This is a genomic window from Bacillus sp. ATD, from assembly GCF_050585765.1.
GTDB lineage: Bacteria > Bacillota > Bacilli > Bacillales > Bacillaceae > Bacillus > Bacillus stercoris.
Genome location: NZ_JBOBQH010000009.1, coordinates 39,652 through 55,910, shown reverse-complemented (window position 1 = coordinate 55,910; position 16,259 = coordinate 39,652). Strand labels below are relative to the sequence as shown.

At 42.9% G+C, this 16,259-nt stretch carries 18 protein-coding genes, 1 pseudogene and 2 riboswitches; of the genes and pseudogenes, 13 read left to right on the top strand and 6 right to left on the bottom strand.

Annotated features, from left to right (window positions below):
• Positions 1–603 (bottom strand): HMP/thiamine ABC transporter substrate-binding protein ThiU, encoded by a 603-nt coding sequence (gene thiU, locus ACQXR1_RS17980; protein WP_430772601.1) that lies wholly within the window; start codon positions 601–603, stop codon positions 1–3.
• Positions 604–700: 97 nt separating this feature from the next.
• Positions 701–813: riboswitch (TPP riboswitch) on the bottom strand.
• A 101-nt stretch (positions 814–914) separates the two neighbouring features.
• Here thiU and ykoG point away from each other — a divergent pair.
• The 7 genes from ykoG to mgtE all read left to right on the top strand — a co-directional run bounded on the left by ykoG (position 915) and on the right by mgtE (position 6,327).
• Positions 915–1,601, top strand: a complete 687-nt coding sequence (gene ykoG, locus ACQXR1_RS17975; protein ID WP_071580593.1) for a two-component system response regulator YkoG — start codon at positions 915–917, stop codon at positions 1,599–1,601.
• Positions 1,602–1,604: 3 nt separating this feature from the next.
• Positions 1,605–2,969 (top strand): ATP-binding protein, encoded by a 1,365-nt coding sequence (locus ACQXR1_RS17970; RefSeq protein WP_430772600.1) that lies wholly within the window; start codon positions 1,605–1,607, stop codon positions 2,967–2,969.
• Positions 2,966–3,646 (top strand): PepSY domain-containing protein, encoded by a 681-nt coding sequence (locus ACQXR1_RS17965; protein WP_430772599.1) that lies wholly within the window; start codon positions 2,966–2,968, stop codon positions 3,644–3,646. The genes ACQXR1_RS17970 and ACQXR1_RS17965 overlap by 4 nt, the downstream gene beginning before the upstream one ends.
• Positions 3,647–3,737: 91 nt before the next feature.
• Positions 3,738–4,250, top strand: coding sequence for a PepSY domain-containing protein (locus tag ACQXR1_RS17960; RefSeq protein WP_071580596.1), 513 nt, complete (start codon positions 3,738–3,740; stop codon positions 4,248–4,250).
• Between the two features lie 80 nt (positions 4,251–4,330).
• Positions 4,331–4,468, top strand: coding sequence for a transcriptional regulator SplA domain-containing protein (locus ACQXR1_RS17955; protein WP_071580597.1), 138 nt, complete (start codon positions 4,331–4,333; stop codon positions 4,466–4,468).
• Positions 4,469–4,575: 107 nt separating this feature from the next.
• Positions 4,576–4,741: riboswitch (M-box (ykoK) riboswitch) on the top strand.
• Positions 4,742–4,831: 90 nt separating this feature from the next.
• Positions 4,832–4,954, top strand: coding sequence for a hypothetical protein (locus tag ACQXR1_RS17950; protein ID WP_071580598.1), 123 nt, complete (start codon positions 4,832–4,834; stop codon positions 4,952–4,954).
• A 17-nt stretch (positions 4,955–4,971) separates the two neighbouring features.
• Positions 4,972–6,327: a magnesium transporter gene (gene mgtE / locus ACQXR1_RS17945; RefSeq protein WP_014663717.1), complete on the top strand. Its 1,356-nt coding sequence runs from the start codon at positions 4,972–4,974 to the stop codon at positions 6,325–6,327.
• Between the two features lie 42 nt (positions 6,328–6,369).
• Here mgtE and tnrA read toward each other — a convergent pair whose 3' ends face one another.
• On the bottom strand, positions 6,370–6,702 hold the full coding sequence (gene tnrA, locus ACQXR1_RS17940; protein WP_003232541.1) for a MerR family transcriptional regulator TnrA: 333 nt from the start codon (positions 6,700–6,702) through the stop codon (positions 6,370–6,372).
• Between the two features lie 193 nt (positions 6,703–6,895).
• Between tnrA and ACQXR1_RS17935 the strand changes: the two genes are divergently transcribed.
• From ACQXR1_RS17935 to ACQXR1_RS17925, 3 genes are all read left to right on the top strand, one after another.
• Positions 6,896–7,051 (top strand): hypothetical protein, encoded by a 156-nt coding sequence (locus tag ACQXR1_RS17935; protein WP_052438165.1) that lies wholly within the window; start codon positions 6,896–6,898, stop codon positions 7,049–7,051.
• 87 nt (positions 7,052–7,138) lie between these two features.
• Positions 7,139–7,321, top strand: coding sequence for a stress response protein YkoL (gene ykoL / locus ACQXR1_RS17930; protein ID WP_014663719.1), 183 nt, complete (start codon positions 7,139–7,141; stop codon positions 7,319–7,321).
• A gap of 132 nt (positions 7,322–7,453) precedes the next feature.
• Entirely contained in the window at positions 7,454–7,918 is a 465-nt protein-coding gene (locus tag ACQXR1_RS17925; RefSeq protein WP_003232536.1) for a MarR family winged helix-turn-helix transcriptional regulator, read from the top strand.
• A 5-nt stretch (positions 7,919–7,923) separates the two neighbouring features.
• Here the strand turns inward: ACQXR1_RS17925 and ACQXR1_RS17920 are convergent.
• Positions 7,924–9,053: pseudogene (locus ACQXR1_RS17920) on the bottom strand (MGDG synthase family glycosyltransferase).
• Between the two features lie 91 nt (positions 9,054–9,144).
• Between ACQXR1_RS17920 and ACQXR1_RS17915 the strand changes: the two are divergent.
• On the top strand, positions 9,145–9,696 hold the full coding sequence (locus ACQXR1_RS17915; protein WP_040083805.1) for a YkoP family protein: 552 nt from the start codon (positions 9,145–9,147) through the stop codon (positions 9,694–9,696).
• Positions 9,697–9,723: 27 nt separating this feature from the next.
• On the opposite strand, the gene ACQXR1_RS17910 is transcribed toward ACQXR1_RS17915, so the two are convergent.
• Entirely contained in the window at positions 9,724–10,536 is an 813-nt protein-coding gene (locus ACQXR1_RS17910; RefSeq protein ID WP_095431444.1) for a metallophosphoesterase, read from the bottom strand.
• Positions 10,537–10,728: 192 nt separating this feature from the next.
• Here ACQXR1_RS17910 and ACQXR1_RS17905 point away from each other — a divergent pair, with 192 nt between their 5' ends.
• The gene (locus tag ACQXR1_RS17905; RefSeq protein WP_071580601.1) at positions 10,729–12,423 is read left to right on the top strand and encodes a DUF6044 family protein; all 1,695 of its coding nucleotides are present in this window, start codon (positions 10,729–10,731) and stop codon (positions 12,421–12,423) included.
• A 12-nt stretch (positions 12,424–12,435) separates the two neighbouring features.
• Entirely contained in the window at positions 12,436–13,449 is a 1,014-nt protein-coding gene (locus ACQXR1_RS17900; protein WP_071580602.1) for a glycosyltransferase family 2 protein, read from the top strand.
• A 19-nt stretch (positions 13,450–13,468) separates the two neighbouring features.
• Here ACQXR1_RS17900 and ACQXR1_RS17895 read toward each other — a convergent pair whose 3' ends face one another.
• Positions 13,469–15,307: a DNA ligase D gene (locus tag ACQXR1_RS17895; protein WP_071580603.1), complete on the bottom strand. Its 1,839-nt coding sequence runs from the start codon at positions 15,305–15,307 to the stop codon at positions 13,469–13,471.
• A gap of 3 nt (positions 15,308–15,310) precedes the next feature.
• On the bottom strand, positions 15,311–16,246 hold the full coding sequence (locus ACQXR1_RS17890; RefSeq protein WP_168780867.1) for a Ku protein: 936 nt from the start codon (positions 16,244–16,246) through the stop codon (positions 15,311–15,313).
• Positions 16,247–16,259: the final 13 nt, after the last annotated feature.

The window sequence follows — 16,259 nt, the reverse complement described above, 5'->3', positions numbered from 1 at the left end:
TTATCCCTGCTTTCTGTTTTTTCTTGATGGGCTGTTAGCCGAAAGATTCACAGTCATGGTGATGTGGTTTGTTTGCTGCTCAGCCATGCGGAAAGCGGCTTCCAATGTTCTGAATACGTCATGGGCATCCCCGTCAAGCTCGCTCGCGTAATGGACACCCTGTACAAAAGTACCTTGGGCTTTTGCGATGTCGACAGCCTTCATAATCAATCCCATATAATCCGGCTCATTCATTGGATAAAGCGCAAATTGGCACGGCGCTTCCGCGTTCAAGCCTCGGACAGCATCTTCATTGACACGCTTATTGTCTTTGGAAAGATATGTATCTCCCTGAGTGTCGCCCGGGCACCCAATGGAAAACGTGCCACTCATGACGATGTGTGTCTCGCTGTTTGCTGCATAAAGATAAATGGCTTTTGCGGCATCGAATACATGATCAATCGATCCGCGTAACACCGTGCTGATATGGTCGGTTTTCGTCCAAACCTTGGACGTATCTGTTTTTTTCAGCGCAGACTTGATCACACTGATAAAATCATCCGTCATCGGATATAAAGAGAAGCGAAAACCGGCGATTCTGCTTGTACCGCACATATGCTCCATTTCTAAAAGCCTCCTGTTTTTTGGATAAAATAAAAAACTGCATATCCTAAGGGAATATGCAGTCATAGATCGATTAAGCGCACAAAAAAATACACCATTCGGTCAACCTGCACTTCCCCACGCTGGTATTATCCAGATCGGGTCATAAGGGATCAAAACGCGATTCTCCCGCGTTTTATCTCAGCCAAAACAGCACCCCTAGTGCTTTCCGTATACAATTTTTTATTTTGACATCATAATAGATGATAAGAATCATTTTGTAAACAACGAAATCATTTTTTTCATATAGGGACAGGAGAGGATGATCACATTTGGACAAAGGACACATATTAATTGTGGAAGATGAAGAAAAAATCGCCAGGGTTCTACAGCTTGAATTGGAATATGAAGGATACGGCGTGACCATTAAACACAATGGAACAGAAGGCCTGAATGCGGCCGCGGAAGGCGGGTATTCCTTGGTGCTTCTTGATGTCATGCTGCCGGGGCTTAGCGGACTAGAAGTGCTGCGCCGCTTGAGAAAAACGGATCAACAGACACCGGTCATTTTATTAACGGCGCGAGACAGCATTCCTGATAAGGTAACAGGTCTGGATATCGGTGCGAATGACTATGTCACCAAGCCGTTTGAAATCGAGGAATTACTTGCGAGAATCAGGGCGGCGCTGCGCCAAAATGGAACAAAAACGGAAGAAATCGGCACCTTTCTTACATATGACGATTTACGGGTGAACGAAAAAACCCGTGAAGTGAGACGCGGAGACAAAGAGGTGGAATTAACGCCGCGGGAATTTGATTTGCTCGTCTACATGCTAAAGCATCCGCAGCAAGTGCTGACACGGGAGCAAATTCTAAGCGCGGTATGGGGATTTGATTATATCGGTGATACAAATGTCGTAGACGTCTACATTAGATACATCAGAAAAAAACTGGACTATCCTTACGAAAAACAGCTGATCCATACGATTCGCGGGGTCGGCTATGCCATTAAGGGGTAAACGATGAAGCTGAAGACCAAGATTCATCTGTACACATCAATATCACTGTTGATTTTATTAATTTTAGTTCATACCGCAGTATATCTCATTTTTTCGTCTGCGCTGACATCAAAGGATGCGGCCCGGCTTGCTGATGAGACGGATAACATGGCCGAAGCGCTGCATGCTGCTGAAACAGAAGGAGTGGCTTTGCGGGACATGCTGCAGGCCTACCTGCCGGCAAATGGCATGGTGCGTGTAGTGAACGGTGATCAAAAAGCCGCCATGACGATCACAAAAGAAAAAGCGTATAAAGATTTTCCTCTCTCTTTTCACAGCGGGGAAACGGCAGATGTGAGGAAACATGACGGCAAGCTGTTTGCTGAGGCTGCTGTTCCGGTGATTTGGACCGATGGACAAGTGGTTTCTCTTCAGGTGGTGGAAAGGCTGGAGAACACAGAAGAGAGCCTGTTTCTGTTGAAACTCATCTTAATCGCTGCAAGTGCCGCTGTCTGCATTGCTTCTTTTTTTGCCGGCAGCTTGCTCGCCCGCCGTATTATCAATCCGATCAGACGATTAATGATGACCATGAAAGACATACAGCGAGAGAAAGCATTCAAAACGATTTCTTTAGAAGGACAGTCGCACGATGAATTGTATCAAATGGGGCTGACATTTAATGAGATGGCGATGATGCTGAAAGAGCACTATGATAAACAGCAGCAATTCGTTCAAGATGCTTCACACGAATTGAAAACTCCGCTCACCATTATAAAAAGTTACAGCAGCCTGATGAAGCGATGGGGGGCAAAAAAGCCGGAGGTGCTTGAGGAGTCGATAGAAGCCATTCATGCAGAAGCGGTGCATATGAAGAAACTGACCAATCAGCTTTTGGCGCTGGCCAAAAGCCATCAAGGACTCGAGGTTGATCTGAAAACAATCGATTTGATTGAAGTGTCGCGCGCCGTCACGCAAACGCTCCAGCCTGTCTATCAGCGCGACATTTTACTCGAAACAGATAAAGAGAGCCTGCCTGTAACAGCTGATGAAGAACGCATCAAGCAGCTGCTGACCATTTTGCTCGATAATGCCATAAAGTATAGTGAAAAAGCCATTGTGATATCAGCCGGAACGAAGGGTGGACGGCCGTTTCTGTCTGTGAGTGATGAAGGCAGTGGAATCTCTGAGGAACATATCCCGCATTTGTTCGAACGGTTCTACCGGGCAGATGAGGCACGGAACAGAAAAACAGGCGGAACGGGTTTAGGCCTTTCCATTGCCAAGCAAATCGCCGATGAGCATGGCATTGAGCTATCTGTCAAAAGCAAGCCGGGACAAGGAACAGCTGTCACCATGCAATTCAGTGAACAGAATGGGGGAGGCCGATGAACAAACCAATAAAAGCAGTATCTTTTGCTGCAGCAGCAGTTTTAGCCGTTACCATCTGTACGTTTCTCATCATTCGGCATACCCATGAGGACGTACTTTCAAAAGAGGCTGTCATAAAAAAAGTCGAAACCTCTTATGAAGGCAAGGTCACGAAATCAACACAGTCAAAGGATAAAAAAACATATGAAATGACCCTTGAAAATCCCAAGGGAACTTATTTTATAAAAGCTGACGCAACATCAGCTGACATTCTTTCAATGAATAGAGTAAAAGCGATGAATCCATCTGTTATGACAGAAAAAGAAGCCGAGCATCTCGCGCTTAAGCGGGTGCCGGGTACGGTCAAAAAACGAACACACAAGAATCGCGTTGCCACATATATCATTCATAAAGAAGACGGAAAAACATACGAAGTGAAGGTAGATATGCAGACAAAAACAGTCTTGTCTGCCGATCAAATCAGCAATAAAGACCAACAAAAAACACCGATTACGAAAAAAGAAGCCAAAACAATTGCAGAGCGAGAAACGGGCGGGACAGCGGATGACGCAGATCTCGAAGAAAGTGAGGGCACTCTCATCTTTGAAGTGGATGTTGATCTTCCTGATGATAAAGAAGCGACAGTGAAGATCAATGCCTACACAGGTAAGGTAGCTAACATTGTCTATGAAGACTAAAGGTTTCTCATCAAATTCTCATCTTGCTCTCGTTTTCCTTTCATGTTGAGTGTGTAAACTGTACTCATACAAAACAAAGGAGGACTCACAAATGCTCAAGAAAAGATGGATGGTCGGGCTTTTAGCAGGGTGCCTAGCGGCTGGAGGATTCAGCTACAACGCGTTTGCCAAAGAAAACAATGGAAACAGTCAGCCTTCTTCTAAGACGGATGCACTCACTGAACAACAAGCAGAATCAATTGCCAAAACAGTTGTTGACGGCAACGTAGAAGACATTGACAGAGAGCTTTACAATGGCAAAGAAGTCTATGAAGTGGAGATTGAAAAAGCGGGTGAAGACTACGACGTTTATGTAGATATTCATACAAAACAAGCGCTTAATGACCCGTTAAAGGAGAAAGCAGAACAAGTTGCCATAACAAAAGAAGAAGCGGAAGAAATTGCTTTAAGGCGAACAGATGGAACCGTAACAGAAAGTAAGCTGGACGAAGATGACGGTGTTTACATCTATGAAATTGAAATCCAAACGAAACAAGGAACTGAGACAGAATTTGAAATTTCCGCAAAGGATGGACGCATGATCAAAACTGAGATAGACGACTAATCAAACCCCCGCTGCAGCGGGGGTTTTTCATGATAAGAAACCTTCTTTTGGACAATCTAAGTGAAAAGGAGGCGAAACACATGGAAAAGAAAGAGGAGCAATACATCAATCAGGCTGAATATGTCCCTCATCCAACGAAGGATGGAGAGTACGCTTTATTTCTTCATGAAACGTATCATTTGCTTTCTGAAGATGACGAGAAACAAACAACAGAATAAGGGCTTAGGCCCTTGTTTTGTTCCGTAATTGTGATGTAAGCGCATTTATTACTTTTTTGAGTTGACACAGCTTGTTTTTTTCTGTAATCTCAGTGTGTCAATTCAATTAGGAACTTCGTTAGGTGAGGCTCCTGTATGGAGATACGCTGCTGCCCAAAAATGTCCAAAGACGCCAATGGGTCAACAGAAATCATCGACATAAGGTGATTTTTAATGCAGCTGGATGATTGTCCTATGCCATACAGTGCTAAAGCTCTACGATTGAAGGCGCCCGCACGCTTTTTTGCCGTGCTTCTTTCACCTTCAATCCTGAAGGCTTTTTTTATGCCTTTAAAACGAACCCAATCAAAGGAGGTGCGGAGTATGGATTCTCCCCATTCGAGTCAATCTGAAGAAGTACCCATATACTATGACAGCAAGGCAATTGATTACACGATGAGGAGACGAACTGCCGCACCTTCTGGCGAGGCCGGCACGTCTCCGTAGAGGAGGTACGAGTCCCGATGGTTCAAAACATGACCTATGACGAACTCATTTTACGCATCATTATTTTATTGCGAGACGGGAAAATCAGGGATTTCAGAAGCGTTATTGATGAGCTTCAGCCCTATGACATGGCGTTTATTTTTAAAGAAATGCCGGAAAAACACCGCGCCCGCTATTTATCTTATTTAACTGTAGACGATATCACTGATATGATCGGGGAGCTGGAACGCGAATTTCAGCTTGCCGTCTTAAATAAAGTTGGAAAAACAAAAGCAACACTGGCGATGAACAAAATGGACAACGATGACCTCGCACAATTGCTTGAAGAAATGGATGAAGAACTGAAGGAGCAGCTTTTGTCCAGCATGGAAGCGTCAGAGTCAAAAGCTGTACAGCTCTTGATGAATTATCCGGCTGACTCAGCAGGACGCATGATGACAAACCGGTATGTGTGGATTCCTCAGCATTACACGGTGAAAGACGCGGTCGTCAAATTGAAAAGCTTCGCTGAAATCGCTGAATCGATCAACTACTTATATGTTATTAATGAAAGCAAACAGCTGGTTGGGGTTCTTTCCTACCGCGATTTGATCCTGGGTGAACCTGAAGAAAAGGTGCAGGATTTAATGTTTACCCGCGTCATATCAGCAGATGCTCTTCAGGACCAGGAAGAAGTTGCCCGCCTGATTGAACGTTACGATTTCTTGGCAATACCGGTTGTAGAAGAAAACAACGTGCTTGTCGGCATTGTAACGGTTGATGATATTATCGACGTCGTCATTCGGGAAGCTGATGAGGATTACGAAAAATTTGCCGCTTCCGGTAAAGACATCACCTTTGACACAAAAGCTTACGTTGCGGCATACCGGCGCCTGCCATGGTTGATTTTACTCTTGTTTATCGGGCTGATTTCAGGAAGCATTATCAGCTATTTTGAGGATGCGCTGAAGCAGGTTGTCGCGCTTGCGTTTTTCATGCCGATGGTGTCAGGGATGACAGGAAATACGGGAACACAATCTCTCGCGGTTGTCATCAGAGGTTTGTCTAAAGAAGAAATGAACAAAAAAACGATTGTGCGCCTGATCTTCCGGGAGTTCAGAACAAGTATTTTTATCGGAGCGGTTTGTTCTGTGCTAATCGCGATTGTCTCCATCATATGGCAGGGGAATGCGCTTTTGGGATTTGTTGTTGCTTCTTCACTGTTTTTAACCTTAATCATCGGCACGATGTCAGGAACGATTATCCCTATTATTTTGCACAAACTGAAAGTAGACCCGGCGATTGCTTCTGGACCGCTGATTACAACGTTAAACGATATTTTATCTTTATTAATCTACTTTGGCATTGCCACTGCATTCATACACTCATTATAAATATAAAAAGTCCGTCTCAACTGCGAGCCGGACTTTTATCATTTAACGGTTTTTGTACCGAAAGTGAGCATTAAGCTGCCCTTCCAGCATTTTTTTCCGCACTTGCGGATCGTTTTTTAACATCTGTTCTTTTTTGCGCATATCCTTTAAAATCTCTGCCGTCTGTACACCGTCTTCACGCTTATTGGCGATATCCATCAGCCGCTCCACATCGGCAAAGGAGTATTTTCTTGTCCCCCTTGAAGAACGCTGCGGGTAAATGAGTTTTCGTTCCTCATAATACCTGATCTGTCTTACGGACAATCCTGTCAATTCACTCACAATTCCGATTGAAATCACTTTTTTGTCTTTATAAGAATGATCTTCTGTGGTCATTTTTCCACCCCTGGATGTCTTTTGATAATAGTATATAAAAAACAAAGAGAAAAAACCTGACGCTTGTCATATTTTCTAACATCAAATAGAAGATTTTTGAAAAAATACGGAAGAAAAATTAACAAGAATAATGCGTAACATACAAGCGCGTTTTATCCTTTATGTAACGAACAAACGAGGAGGAAGGATAATCATGGAGGAAGAAAAAGCGGTCTCACTGGCAAAAGAAATTATCGAGTTGGATATCAAGCGTGATGAAATGCTGGAGACGTTTATGCAGCTTGCCGGAGAACAGGCTTTTCAATTATTAAGATCCGTTCAAAACGGACGGTACCGTAAGTCTTCGTAAACATAAATTCTTTACATTAGATTCATACCACGTTCATTTAAATAGAGTATCTTTTGTATAGGATACCTCAAAATGAAGGAGGACGCTATGAGTAATTTATTGAAAACCGCTTTAGAAAAAGAACGAAGCCATTATTCTGAAAAACTCTATCAAATTGGGGTTTATAATAAAGAGGTCATGAACAAAATGACGATTTCTGAGCTTCGGAAAGAATATGCTTATTTCTTTCGAAGCATTACAAATCACAGAAATTATCCTTATACAAGATAATGTATAAGGATTTTTTTGCTTTTAGAAGGAATTTCTCGAATTATAGCGAATACGTATAGTAAGGGACTGAACTCTTATTATATGTAAGGGTTTTCATTATTTTTTTATAAAAATCCTATATACGAGGTAGATATGATGAGATTATCGTTTAACGAAGAAGAAGTTGAGCGTGCGATGAATTTGTACAGAGTTTTTGCAAGGGCTTTCAAAAGTGTGTCCGAACATAGTATCCGTGATAGCAAAGAGCACGGTTTTAATCCCACTGAATTTGCTGTACTGGAGCTCCTGTACACAAGAGGCCCGCAAAAATTGCAGCAAATTGGGTCGAGACTTCTGCTTGTAAGCGGAAACGTCACATATGTTATTGACAAACTAGAAAGAAACGGGTTTTTAGTAAGGGAGCAGGACCCGAAAGATAAACGCTCCGTTTACGCACATTTAACTGACAAGGGAAATGAGTATTTGGATAAAATTTATCCGATTCATGCTCTGCGTATTGCGAGAGCGTTTTCAGGTCTTTCGCCTGATGAACAGGACCAGTTGATCGTCCTGCTCAAGAAAGCGGGCATACACAGCCAGCATTTGCTGTTTCGTTAACGACTCTACACTCTCTGTTTCAGGAGAGTGTTTTTTTGTGTCATAGGATTCTTTTTAAAACATCTTCAATCTTCCTATCAGACATTTCGTCAAGATATTCATTGACGTGAGTTTGATATTTCTTCATCAGTTCACTTGATTGAAAAAATACCGCAAAACGTTCTTCTGCTTTTTGTACATCCCAGTTTCTCATATCTATGACAAGCTTCCTTTCTTTTAAAAGGTTCAAATTCATTTCCTCCTGTCCCGGCAGTGCATGATAAATAAATACGGGGAGCCGCTTCTGTAAGCATTCACTGATGGTCACGCCTCCGGGTTTTGTCATGATGCCTGCCGCCTGTTCGTACAAACGGTTCATCTCTGCTTTGCTGTGAAGGTAAGGAATTGCCTCAATTAAAGGGTGGCGTAAACTTTTGACATAGCAGTAGAGCTTTTCGTTTCTGCCGCATAATATTTTGTATAAGATCTTTCCGCCTGGCGACAGTTTCTGCACCCATTTTAACATTCCCCCGACTCCCATACTGCCTCCTGTGATGATGATGGTATATGGCGGATGATGCTGACAGGCATCTGCTGATCCCATTTCAAACATTCGGTGAACGGGTATGCCGGTCAAGTATATGTTTTTCTGATCGATCCCCTCTGATATGAGCTGCTTCTTTACTTCGGTGCTCGGAACAAAATGGTAATCAATGTTCTTCCGTCCCCATAATTGATTCACGAAAAAATCAGTGTATACATTCACAACCGTCAGATTCGGATATTCAGGCTTTAGCCGGTTCAGCAGATAAGAAGGCAGCGCATGTGTGCAGAAGGCGAAATCAGGCTGTTTTTCTTGGAGGATGTGCCTCATTTGCTGTGTGAACAGCCATTCGTACATGGAATAGCGTTTGTCATGCTGATATTCTCCGCAGGCGAGCAGCCGGTAAATGCCGCTATACGTTTTCGGGAAGTATTGAATCCATTTTAAATAAGCCGCGGAGGACAATTTTTCTAACCTCCTATACGCATGTGAAAAGATATCAATGTTCTCGGCTCCAAGCCCCTGAGACTCCAATTCAGCCTGCAATGCATCAGCGACATGATGATGGCCGGTGGAAATGCTTAAAAAAGGAAAAATGAGAATGTTTTTCATGACAGTCCTCCCAAAAAAATATGGCAACTATATTTTGGGGAGAACGCTCACAAAATATAAGGGTGTTTTTGATCATAAGGAAGGTGAAAAGATGAAAACCTGTTTCCTTTCCATTTGGAAAATGCTTGACCCGATTTATTTCTTTTTTTCAAGGCTAAGCTTGATTGACAAAGAGCAAAAAAGCGTTTTTCGAGTCAGGCTGACGAAGTATAAAGGACATCATGTCGTGCTGAGCGACGGAACGCATATTAAAAAAAATGATGTGCTCGTTAAAATCCATCTGCACAATATTAAGCTGATAAGAGAACTGCAAAGCATTGAGAGTACGGTCAGAAAAGGAATCATTATTTATCAGAAAGTATATCAATCAATGCCGCTTCTTCTTGACTATATCAACAATCATAAAAAAAGCGAGAAAATCAAAGGAATCATTGGGATTACGATGCTTGACAAAGGTGTAAAAAGGCTCGGCTTTGATGTGATCACCCCGGTGAACCCTTTTTACAGATGCTTTAAAAAAATGTCCCATGTGCCGATTTTATATTTGACTTCAAAGCCTGTGAGCTTGCGGCATTTACCGAATTCATCCTATTTGTTGATCTCAAAAGAAAAGCTGCAGAAAACCTATCAAAAAAAAGACTGATGCCTCGGTCAGCACAGTCTTTTTTGCTTAAATCTGATGAAATGTCACTTCAGGGCGGCTTCCGACACGGATATTTACGCCGGTTTGTCCTAAGCCTTCGCTGATATAAAATGGCTTATCGTGATGATAATGAAGACCTTTAATCATGTTCATGCGCACGAGTTTGCCCATTTTCACCAAATGATACGGTTTTGGCCAATGGATTTGCCCGCCGTGAAAATGGCCTGACAGCAGGTAATCATAATGAACATCTTTCATATCCAGAATAATATTGGGGTCATGTGTTAGTACAAGCTGATAGCCGTTTTCCAAACTTTGATAAGAGCCGGTGATATTACTGCGATTCGTACTGTAATCATCAATGCCGATAATATTGATTGGCCCTGCAGCCGTCTCGATTCGAACATGTTCATTTTGAAGCGTGATACAGCCGTTTTCCTCTAAAACACGCTTCAGCCTCTGAAAGTCTCTTTCTTTCAATACATAATCGTGGTTACCGAACACCGCGTACATTCCATATGCAGGCTTCAGCTTTTGCAAGGCGTTCAAGTAACCTGCCAGCTTCGGAATATTACGTTTTCGATCAAGAAAATCACCGGTAAGAGCAATGATGTCCACAGGCTGATCTTTTGTTAAAAGATACAGCTCCTCAGGTGAGACTGAAATGTTTTCCAAGTGAAGATCTGATAAATGAAGGATATTTAATTTTTTTCTGGCTGGAAGGCCGTCTTTTTGATCGATTGAAATGGTGTTGACCTTCACATCTTTTGTATTGCGGTTCGCTTTATATAGAAATGGCACAAATACGAGTATGGCCAATGAAAGTAAGATTGTAAACAAAATATATCCCCTCCCTGCTATCAGTATAGTAAGTGATCAAGCACTATGGATAGCGGGAATTAATGGGTAGAGACAGGCAGAAAAACGGATTGTCATATGATGAATGATTTGGAAGGGAAAAGGGATAATAAATTTTGACACATGAGGCAGAACATGCCGACGGAGTCAGAATAACAAATGGATGTGTAAGCAATGTTAAGGTTGATGAGACAACAAAAAAAAGAAACATATTATCTCTGGATCGCATTATTTCTTCTTTTGCTGTATGTATCCCCGCTTTTTATTTTAAAGGAAGATGCCCATATCCGAGTCCACGATAATTTAGATTCCAACATCGCGTGGTACAAGGTTCTTGCCGATAGCGGAGAAATCGTCGGCAAGGTTGACGCTGCCATTCCGCAAATCATTAACGGGCTGCCACGGGATGCCTTTGGCACCGAGTGGAGCGGCATTGTTTGGCTTCATGCATTCTTTTCTTCCATGACCGCCTATGCAATAAGCCAAACGGTTACAAGAGTTGTCGCTTTTTATGGAATGTATGTGCTGCTGAAGAAACATGTGATCCCGGAACCAAAAGCGGCTTTCATCCGAATTGGCGTATCTCTTGCATTTGCCTTAACACCTTTCTGGCCTTCGGGAATGCTGAGTACGCTTGGGTACCCTTTGGCACTGTGGGCTTTTTTAAATATCCGAAAAGGGGATATCTCATGGAGAGAATGGCTGACGCTCGGACTGCTTCCTTTATATTCAAGCTTTGTGTTAGGCTTCTTCTTTTTCCTGGCAGGAATGGCGTGTTTTTGGCTGTATGATGCCATTACAAAAAGAAGATGGAATCTGATTTTCTTAGGCAGTATTGCATTTATGACGAGTATCTATCTTTTCGTTGAATATCGGCTTGTCTATTCGATGTTGTTTGAGCATGCACCGATGCATCGGATTGAATTTATCTCATCCAGGCATGACGTTTGGCATTCTCTTCGACTATCCGTAAAAAACTTTGTCTATGGCCATAACCATGTGATGACCGTTCATACCGTTGTCATCCTCCCGATTCTGCTGCTCGTATTTGCTGCTCTGCTGTTCAAACGAAATCGGACAAAGCCAGAAAATGTTTATCTGTTTTTATGTGTGCTTAATTACGGACTGTCATTATGGTATGCGTTTTGGTTTAACAAAATTTGGGCAGTGCCTAAGCAGACATTTGCCTTTTTAGCAGAATTTAATTTTGCCCGATTTCATTTTCTGCGACCGCTTGTTATATACGTGAGCTTTGCGCTTGCTTTATATCTTATTTGGCGGATGGGGAAAGGGTGGAAATGGCTTGTGTACGCCGCGGTCGCTGCACAGCTGATGGTGCTGGCGCCTTTTAATGAAGAGTATACGTATGGTGTTCATTACAACGCGCCGACATTTAGGGAGTTTTATGCATCCGAGCAATTCAACGAGATTAAGGAATTTATCGGACGCCCGCAAGATTCGTACAGGGTGGCGAGCATCGGCCTGCATCCGTCTATCGCCCAATATAACGGGTTTTATACGTTAGATACGTATAACAATCTATATCCACTTTCTTATAAATATGAATTTAGGAAAATCATCGAAAAAGAGCTGGAAAAAAACACTCGGCTGAAACAATATTTTGATGAGTGGGGCAGCCGCTGCTACCTTTTTGTCGATGAGCTCGGTAAACGATACGATTTCAAAAAGAACTCGAAGAAAACGATCAACAATCTTCAATTAAATACAGATGTATTTAAAAAAATGGGCGGACGGTACATTTTTTCTTCAGTTCCGATCATGAATGCTGAACAAAACCATCTTGCGCTTGTCAAGACGTTTGACCATAAGGATTCTGCTTGGCGCATTTATTTATATGAAACAAGATAAGGAGGATATCGATTGAAACAGCCACAGCCAGTATTAACCATCGTCGTCCCGTGTTTCAATGAAGAGGAAGTGTTTCAAGAAACAAGCCGTCAGCTGACAGAGGTTATAGACGATTTAATTGAAGAGAAATTAATTGCTGAGAACAGTAAAATTCTATTCGTCGATGATGGCAGCAAAGACCGCACTTGGGCTTTGATTGCCATGGAGAGCATAAGAAACAAGAAGGTTACCGGCTTAAAATTAGCCTGCAATGTCGGCCACCAAAAAGCGCTTTTAGCCGGACTTCATAAAGCGAAGAATAGGTCAGACTGTGTCATTTCGATTGATGCTGATCTTCAGGACGACATCTCTGTGATCCGGGATTTTATGCTGAAATATCATGAAGGCTGCGAGATCGTGTACGGTGTCCGCCGGAGCAGAAAAACCGATACCTTTTTCAAACGCACGACCGCATTAGGATTTTATCGCCTCATGAATAAGCTTGGAATTAAATTAATTTATAATCATGCTGATTTTCGTTTAATGAATAAAAGATCCCTTGAAGAGCTTGAGCGTTATCCAGAAGCGAATTTGTTTTTAAGAGGCATTGTTCCCATGATCGGTTTTAAGTCAGCCGAAGTGTTGTATGACCGCAAGGAACGCTTTGCCGGCAAAACGAAATATCCGCTGAAAAAAATGCTGTCATTCGCTTTTAACGGGATTACATCATTCAGTGTCGCACCAATTCGATTCTTTACGCTATTGGGATTTGTTTTATTTTTTCTCAGCGCTGTGGCAGGGATTGGTGCGTTTATTCAAAAGCTGCTCGGCCATACGAATGCAGGCTGGGCGTCTCTCATCATTTCCATTTGGTTTTTGGGCGGGCTGCAATTGATGGGAATTGGGATTATCGGAGAGTATATCGGGACGATATTTTCCGAAGTGAAAAGACGCCCGAAATACGCGATTGATATCGATTTGTATAATGAGCCGCTGAGCCCGCTTCAGCGCCAGGAAAAAGAGCGATTAGAGAAAAAGTACAGTTAAACGGAAAGAGCTGACTTCATTAGTCAGCTCTTTTTTTCAACTGATGTAATATAGCGCTAAGAGGTTCGTCCTGCGGGTTGCGGTAAAAATCAAAAAATGGACAGCCCTTTTTCTTAATCCGATCAATGACGGTATCAATTGTAAACAGATCGGGTGTTAAAGATGATTGGACTTCATGCCAGTAAAGCGGTGCCGCGACAGTCCCGAGCTCATTTCCTCTCGTCGAATAGGGACAGATAATCGTTTTTCCTTCTGCATGCTGCAAATAATCAAGATACAATTTGCCGTGCCTGTTTTTAATCAAGCGTTCAGTGGTAAATAGCTCGGGAAATGCATTGGTGCAGTACTCGGCAATCAGCTGTGTAAATTGGCGTGTTTCTTCATACGTGAAAGCCTCAAAAGACAAGGGAATATAAAGCTGGATGCCTTTGTTGCCGGACAGCTTCGGGTACGAAGTAATGCCAAAGGAGTCAAACAGCCGCTTCAGTTCATTTGCAGCCTGAACGGCCATAATAAAGTCATCTCGCGAAGGCGGGTCTAAATCAATGACAATCTCAGCCGGACGCCTGCTTCTAATGGTTTGAAAAGGAACGTGAAACTCCAAAGCAAGCTGGTTGCAAAGCCATAACAACGTAGACATATCCTCGCAGACAATATGCTCATGGCTTCCGTCATAGAAAGATTGAACAAAATCCGGCGCATAGTCCGGCTTGTTTTTTTGGAAAAATGATTCGCTCCTAGCTCCATGCGGATAGCGAATGACGGTGACAGCACGGTTTTTCAGAAATGGAAACAGGTAGTCACTGACTTCAATCATATACTGAATAAAATCTTCTTTTGTTTTTTTATTCTTTTCAAATATGATTTTATCCAGGCTTGTGAACTGAAGCTTTGGGTGAACCGGTTTGGAGTGGCGTATGACTTGCGCATACGTGCATTCGGTCCAGTCCATTTGGAATTCGAAACCGACAAACGATACCTCTCTTAGTGTGCCTTGAAGAATCGTTAAGTATTGAACAGTTGCACAAATAGAAGGTTCAAGCGTAAATTCGCCAGAAGGTGCTTGATGTCCGTGCTGTTCCATAATCTCTCGTATCGCGCTTTTTTCCTCATCACGCATTCCGTGGGAGACAGAGGCAATCGGTGTCATGATCCCGTTTTTTAATACGGACACCGTCAGAAACCCATTGTTAGGGTTGAAGCCTGTTATGCAAACATGTGCTTGTTTAAAGTTTTTATATTTGAGCCAATCGGACGACCGCTTCTTTCCGAGCCATTTGCTGTTTGTTTTTTTCGCTACAATTCCTTCTCCGTCATATTTCATTACCATTTCCCAGAGTTGATCAAAATGATCGTAACAGGGGATATATTGGATGGTTTCCTTTGCGTAAGGGTCTGGAGACGCAGGAAGCTTTGCTGCGGACATGAGGTCATACAGCGATTTTTTACGGTCCAAATACGAAAGAAGCGTTACATCTTCTCCGTTTCTCTCTAATAAGTCAAAAGCGAGAAAGCAGCACGGCCTCGCGTTTGCCGATTCCTGAATCTTGTCTGGCCTTTTTAAACGTCCCCGTACTTGAAGATGTTCAAAATCTGCACGACAAGGATTCACCAAACATACGATTTCTCCATCAAGTGTCAGCGGAAATTCTTTTTCTATAGGCTGAAAGACGGTTTTGGCGAATTGTGTGATTTCAGGGAAGGTGCTGTTGAGCTCCACACCATTTCTGCTGGTTAAGGTCACACCTGAAGAATGGATGCGAAGAATACATCGGTACCCGTCATATTTAACTTCGTAACGCCATTCTTCTCCAATTGGCGGTGACGAAGTAAGGACCGGCTGCATGGTTAACGCCATGGACTATGACGTGCCGGAGGCTTTTTTTCTAGTCGTTTTCCGTTTTAAATCTCCGGCTCCTTTCGGTTCAGCGGCTTGTGCAGGTGCGGCAGCCGGTGTCTCGGGGTTCGGTCTTCTGGTTCTGTCGATGCTCGCTTGCAGTGCGCTTACCAGGTCAATGACATCTTCACGCGGTGGCGCTTTATCAGGAGTGACGGCTGTCTCTTTATTTTCAAGCTTGTCATTGACTCTTTGCAGCAGAGCCTGACGATACGTGTCCTCATATTTTTCAGGTTCAAACTCAGCAGTCAGTTCATCTATTAATGTGATAGCGGTTTGCAGTTCCTTATCATTTACATTCGATTGATCAGGTACACCTGGGACATGAGCGGCGCTTCTGACCTCATCCGGATAATGGATGGACTCCATGACGATACAATTTTCATAAACGCGGAGAATCGCCAGCTGCTGCTTTGACCTGATTGTCATATTGGCGATACCGATCTTTCCGGTTGAACGCAGCGCCTCACGCAGCAGGGTATAGGCTTTCGTCCCGTTATCTCCGGGGCCGACGAAGTAGGAGCGGTTAAAATAAATCGGATCAATTTCCTGAAGCTGAACAAAGTCAACAATCTCAACTGCTTTCTCCTCATGCTCCTGCTTTAAGCTTTTTAAATCTTCGTCCGTCAGCACTACATATTTTCCTTTTACATATTCATATCCTTTGACAATTTCATCAGGACTAAGTGTTTTTTCGCAATTCGTGCAAACTTTCTCGTATTTAATTGGTGCGTGATCCTCTTTATGGAGGCTGCGCAGCTTAATATCTTTATCTTCTGTGGCCGCATATAGCTTGATGGGGATGTTTACTAGTCCGAAACTGATCGATCCCTTCCACATTGTATGCATATCGATAAACCCCTTTTTTTCTTTAGTGTGAAGAGGAGGGGGGCGATTCATGTGTAGTAACTTA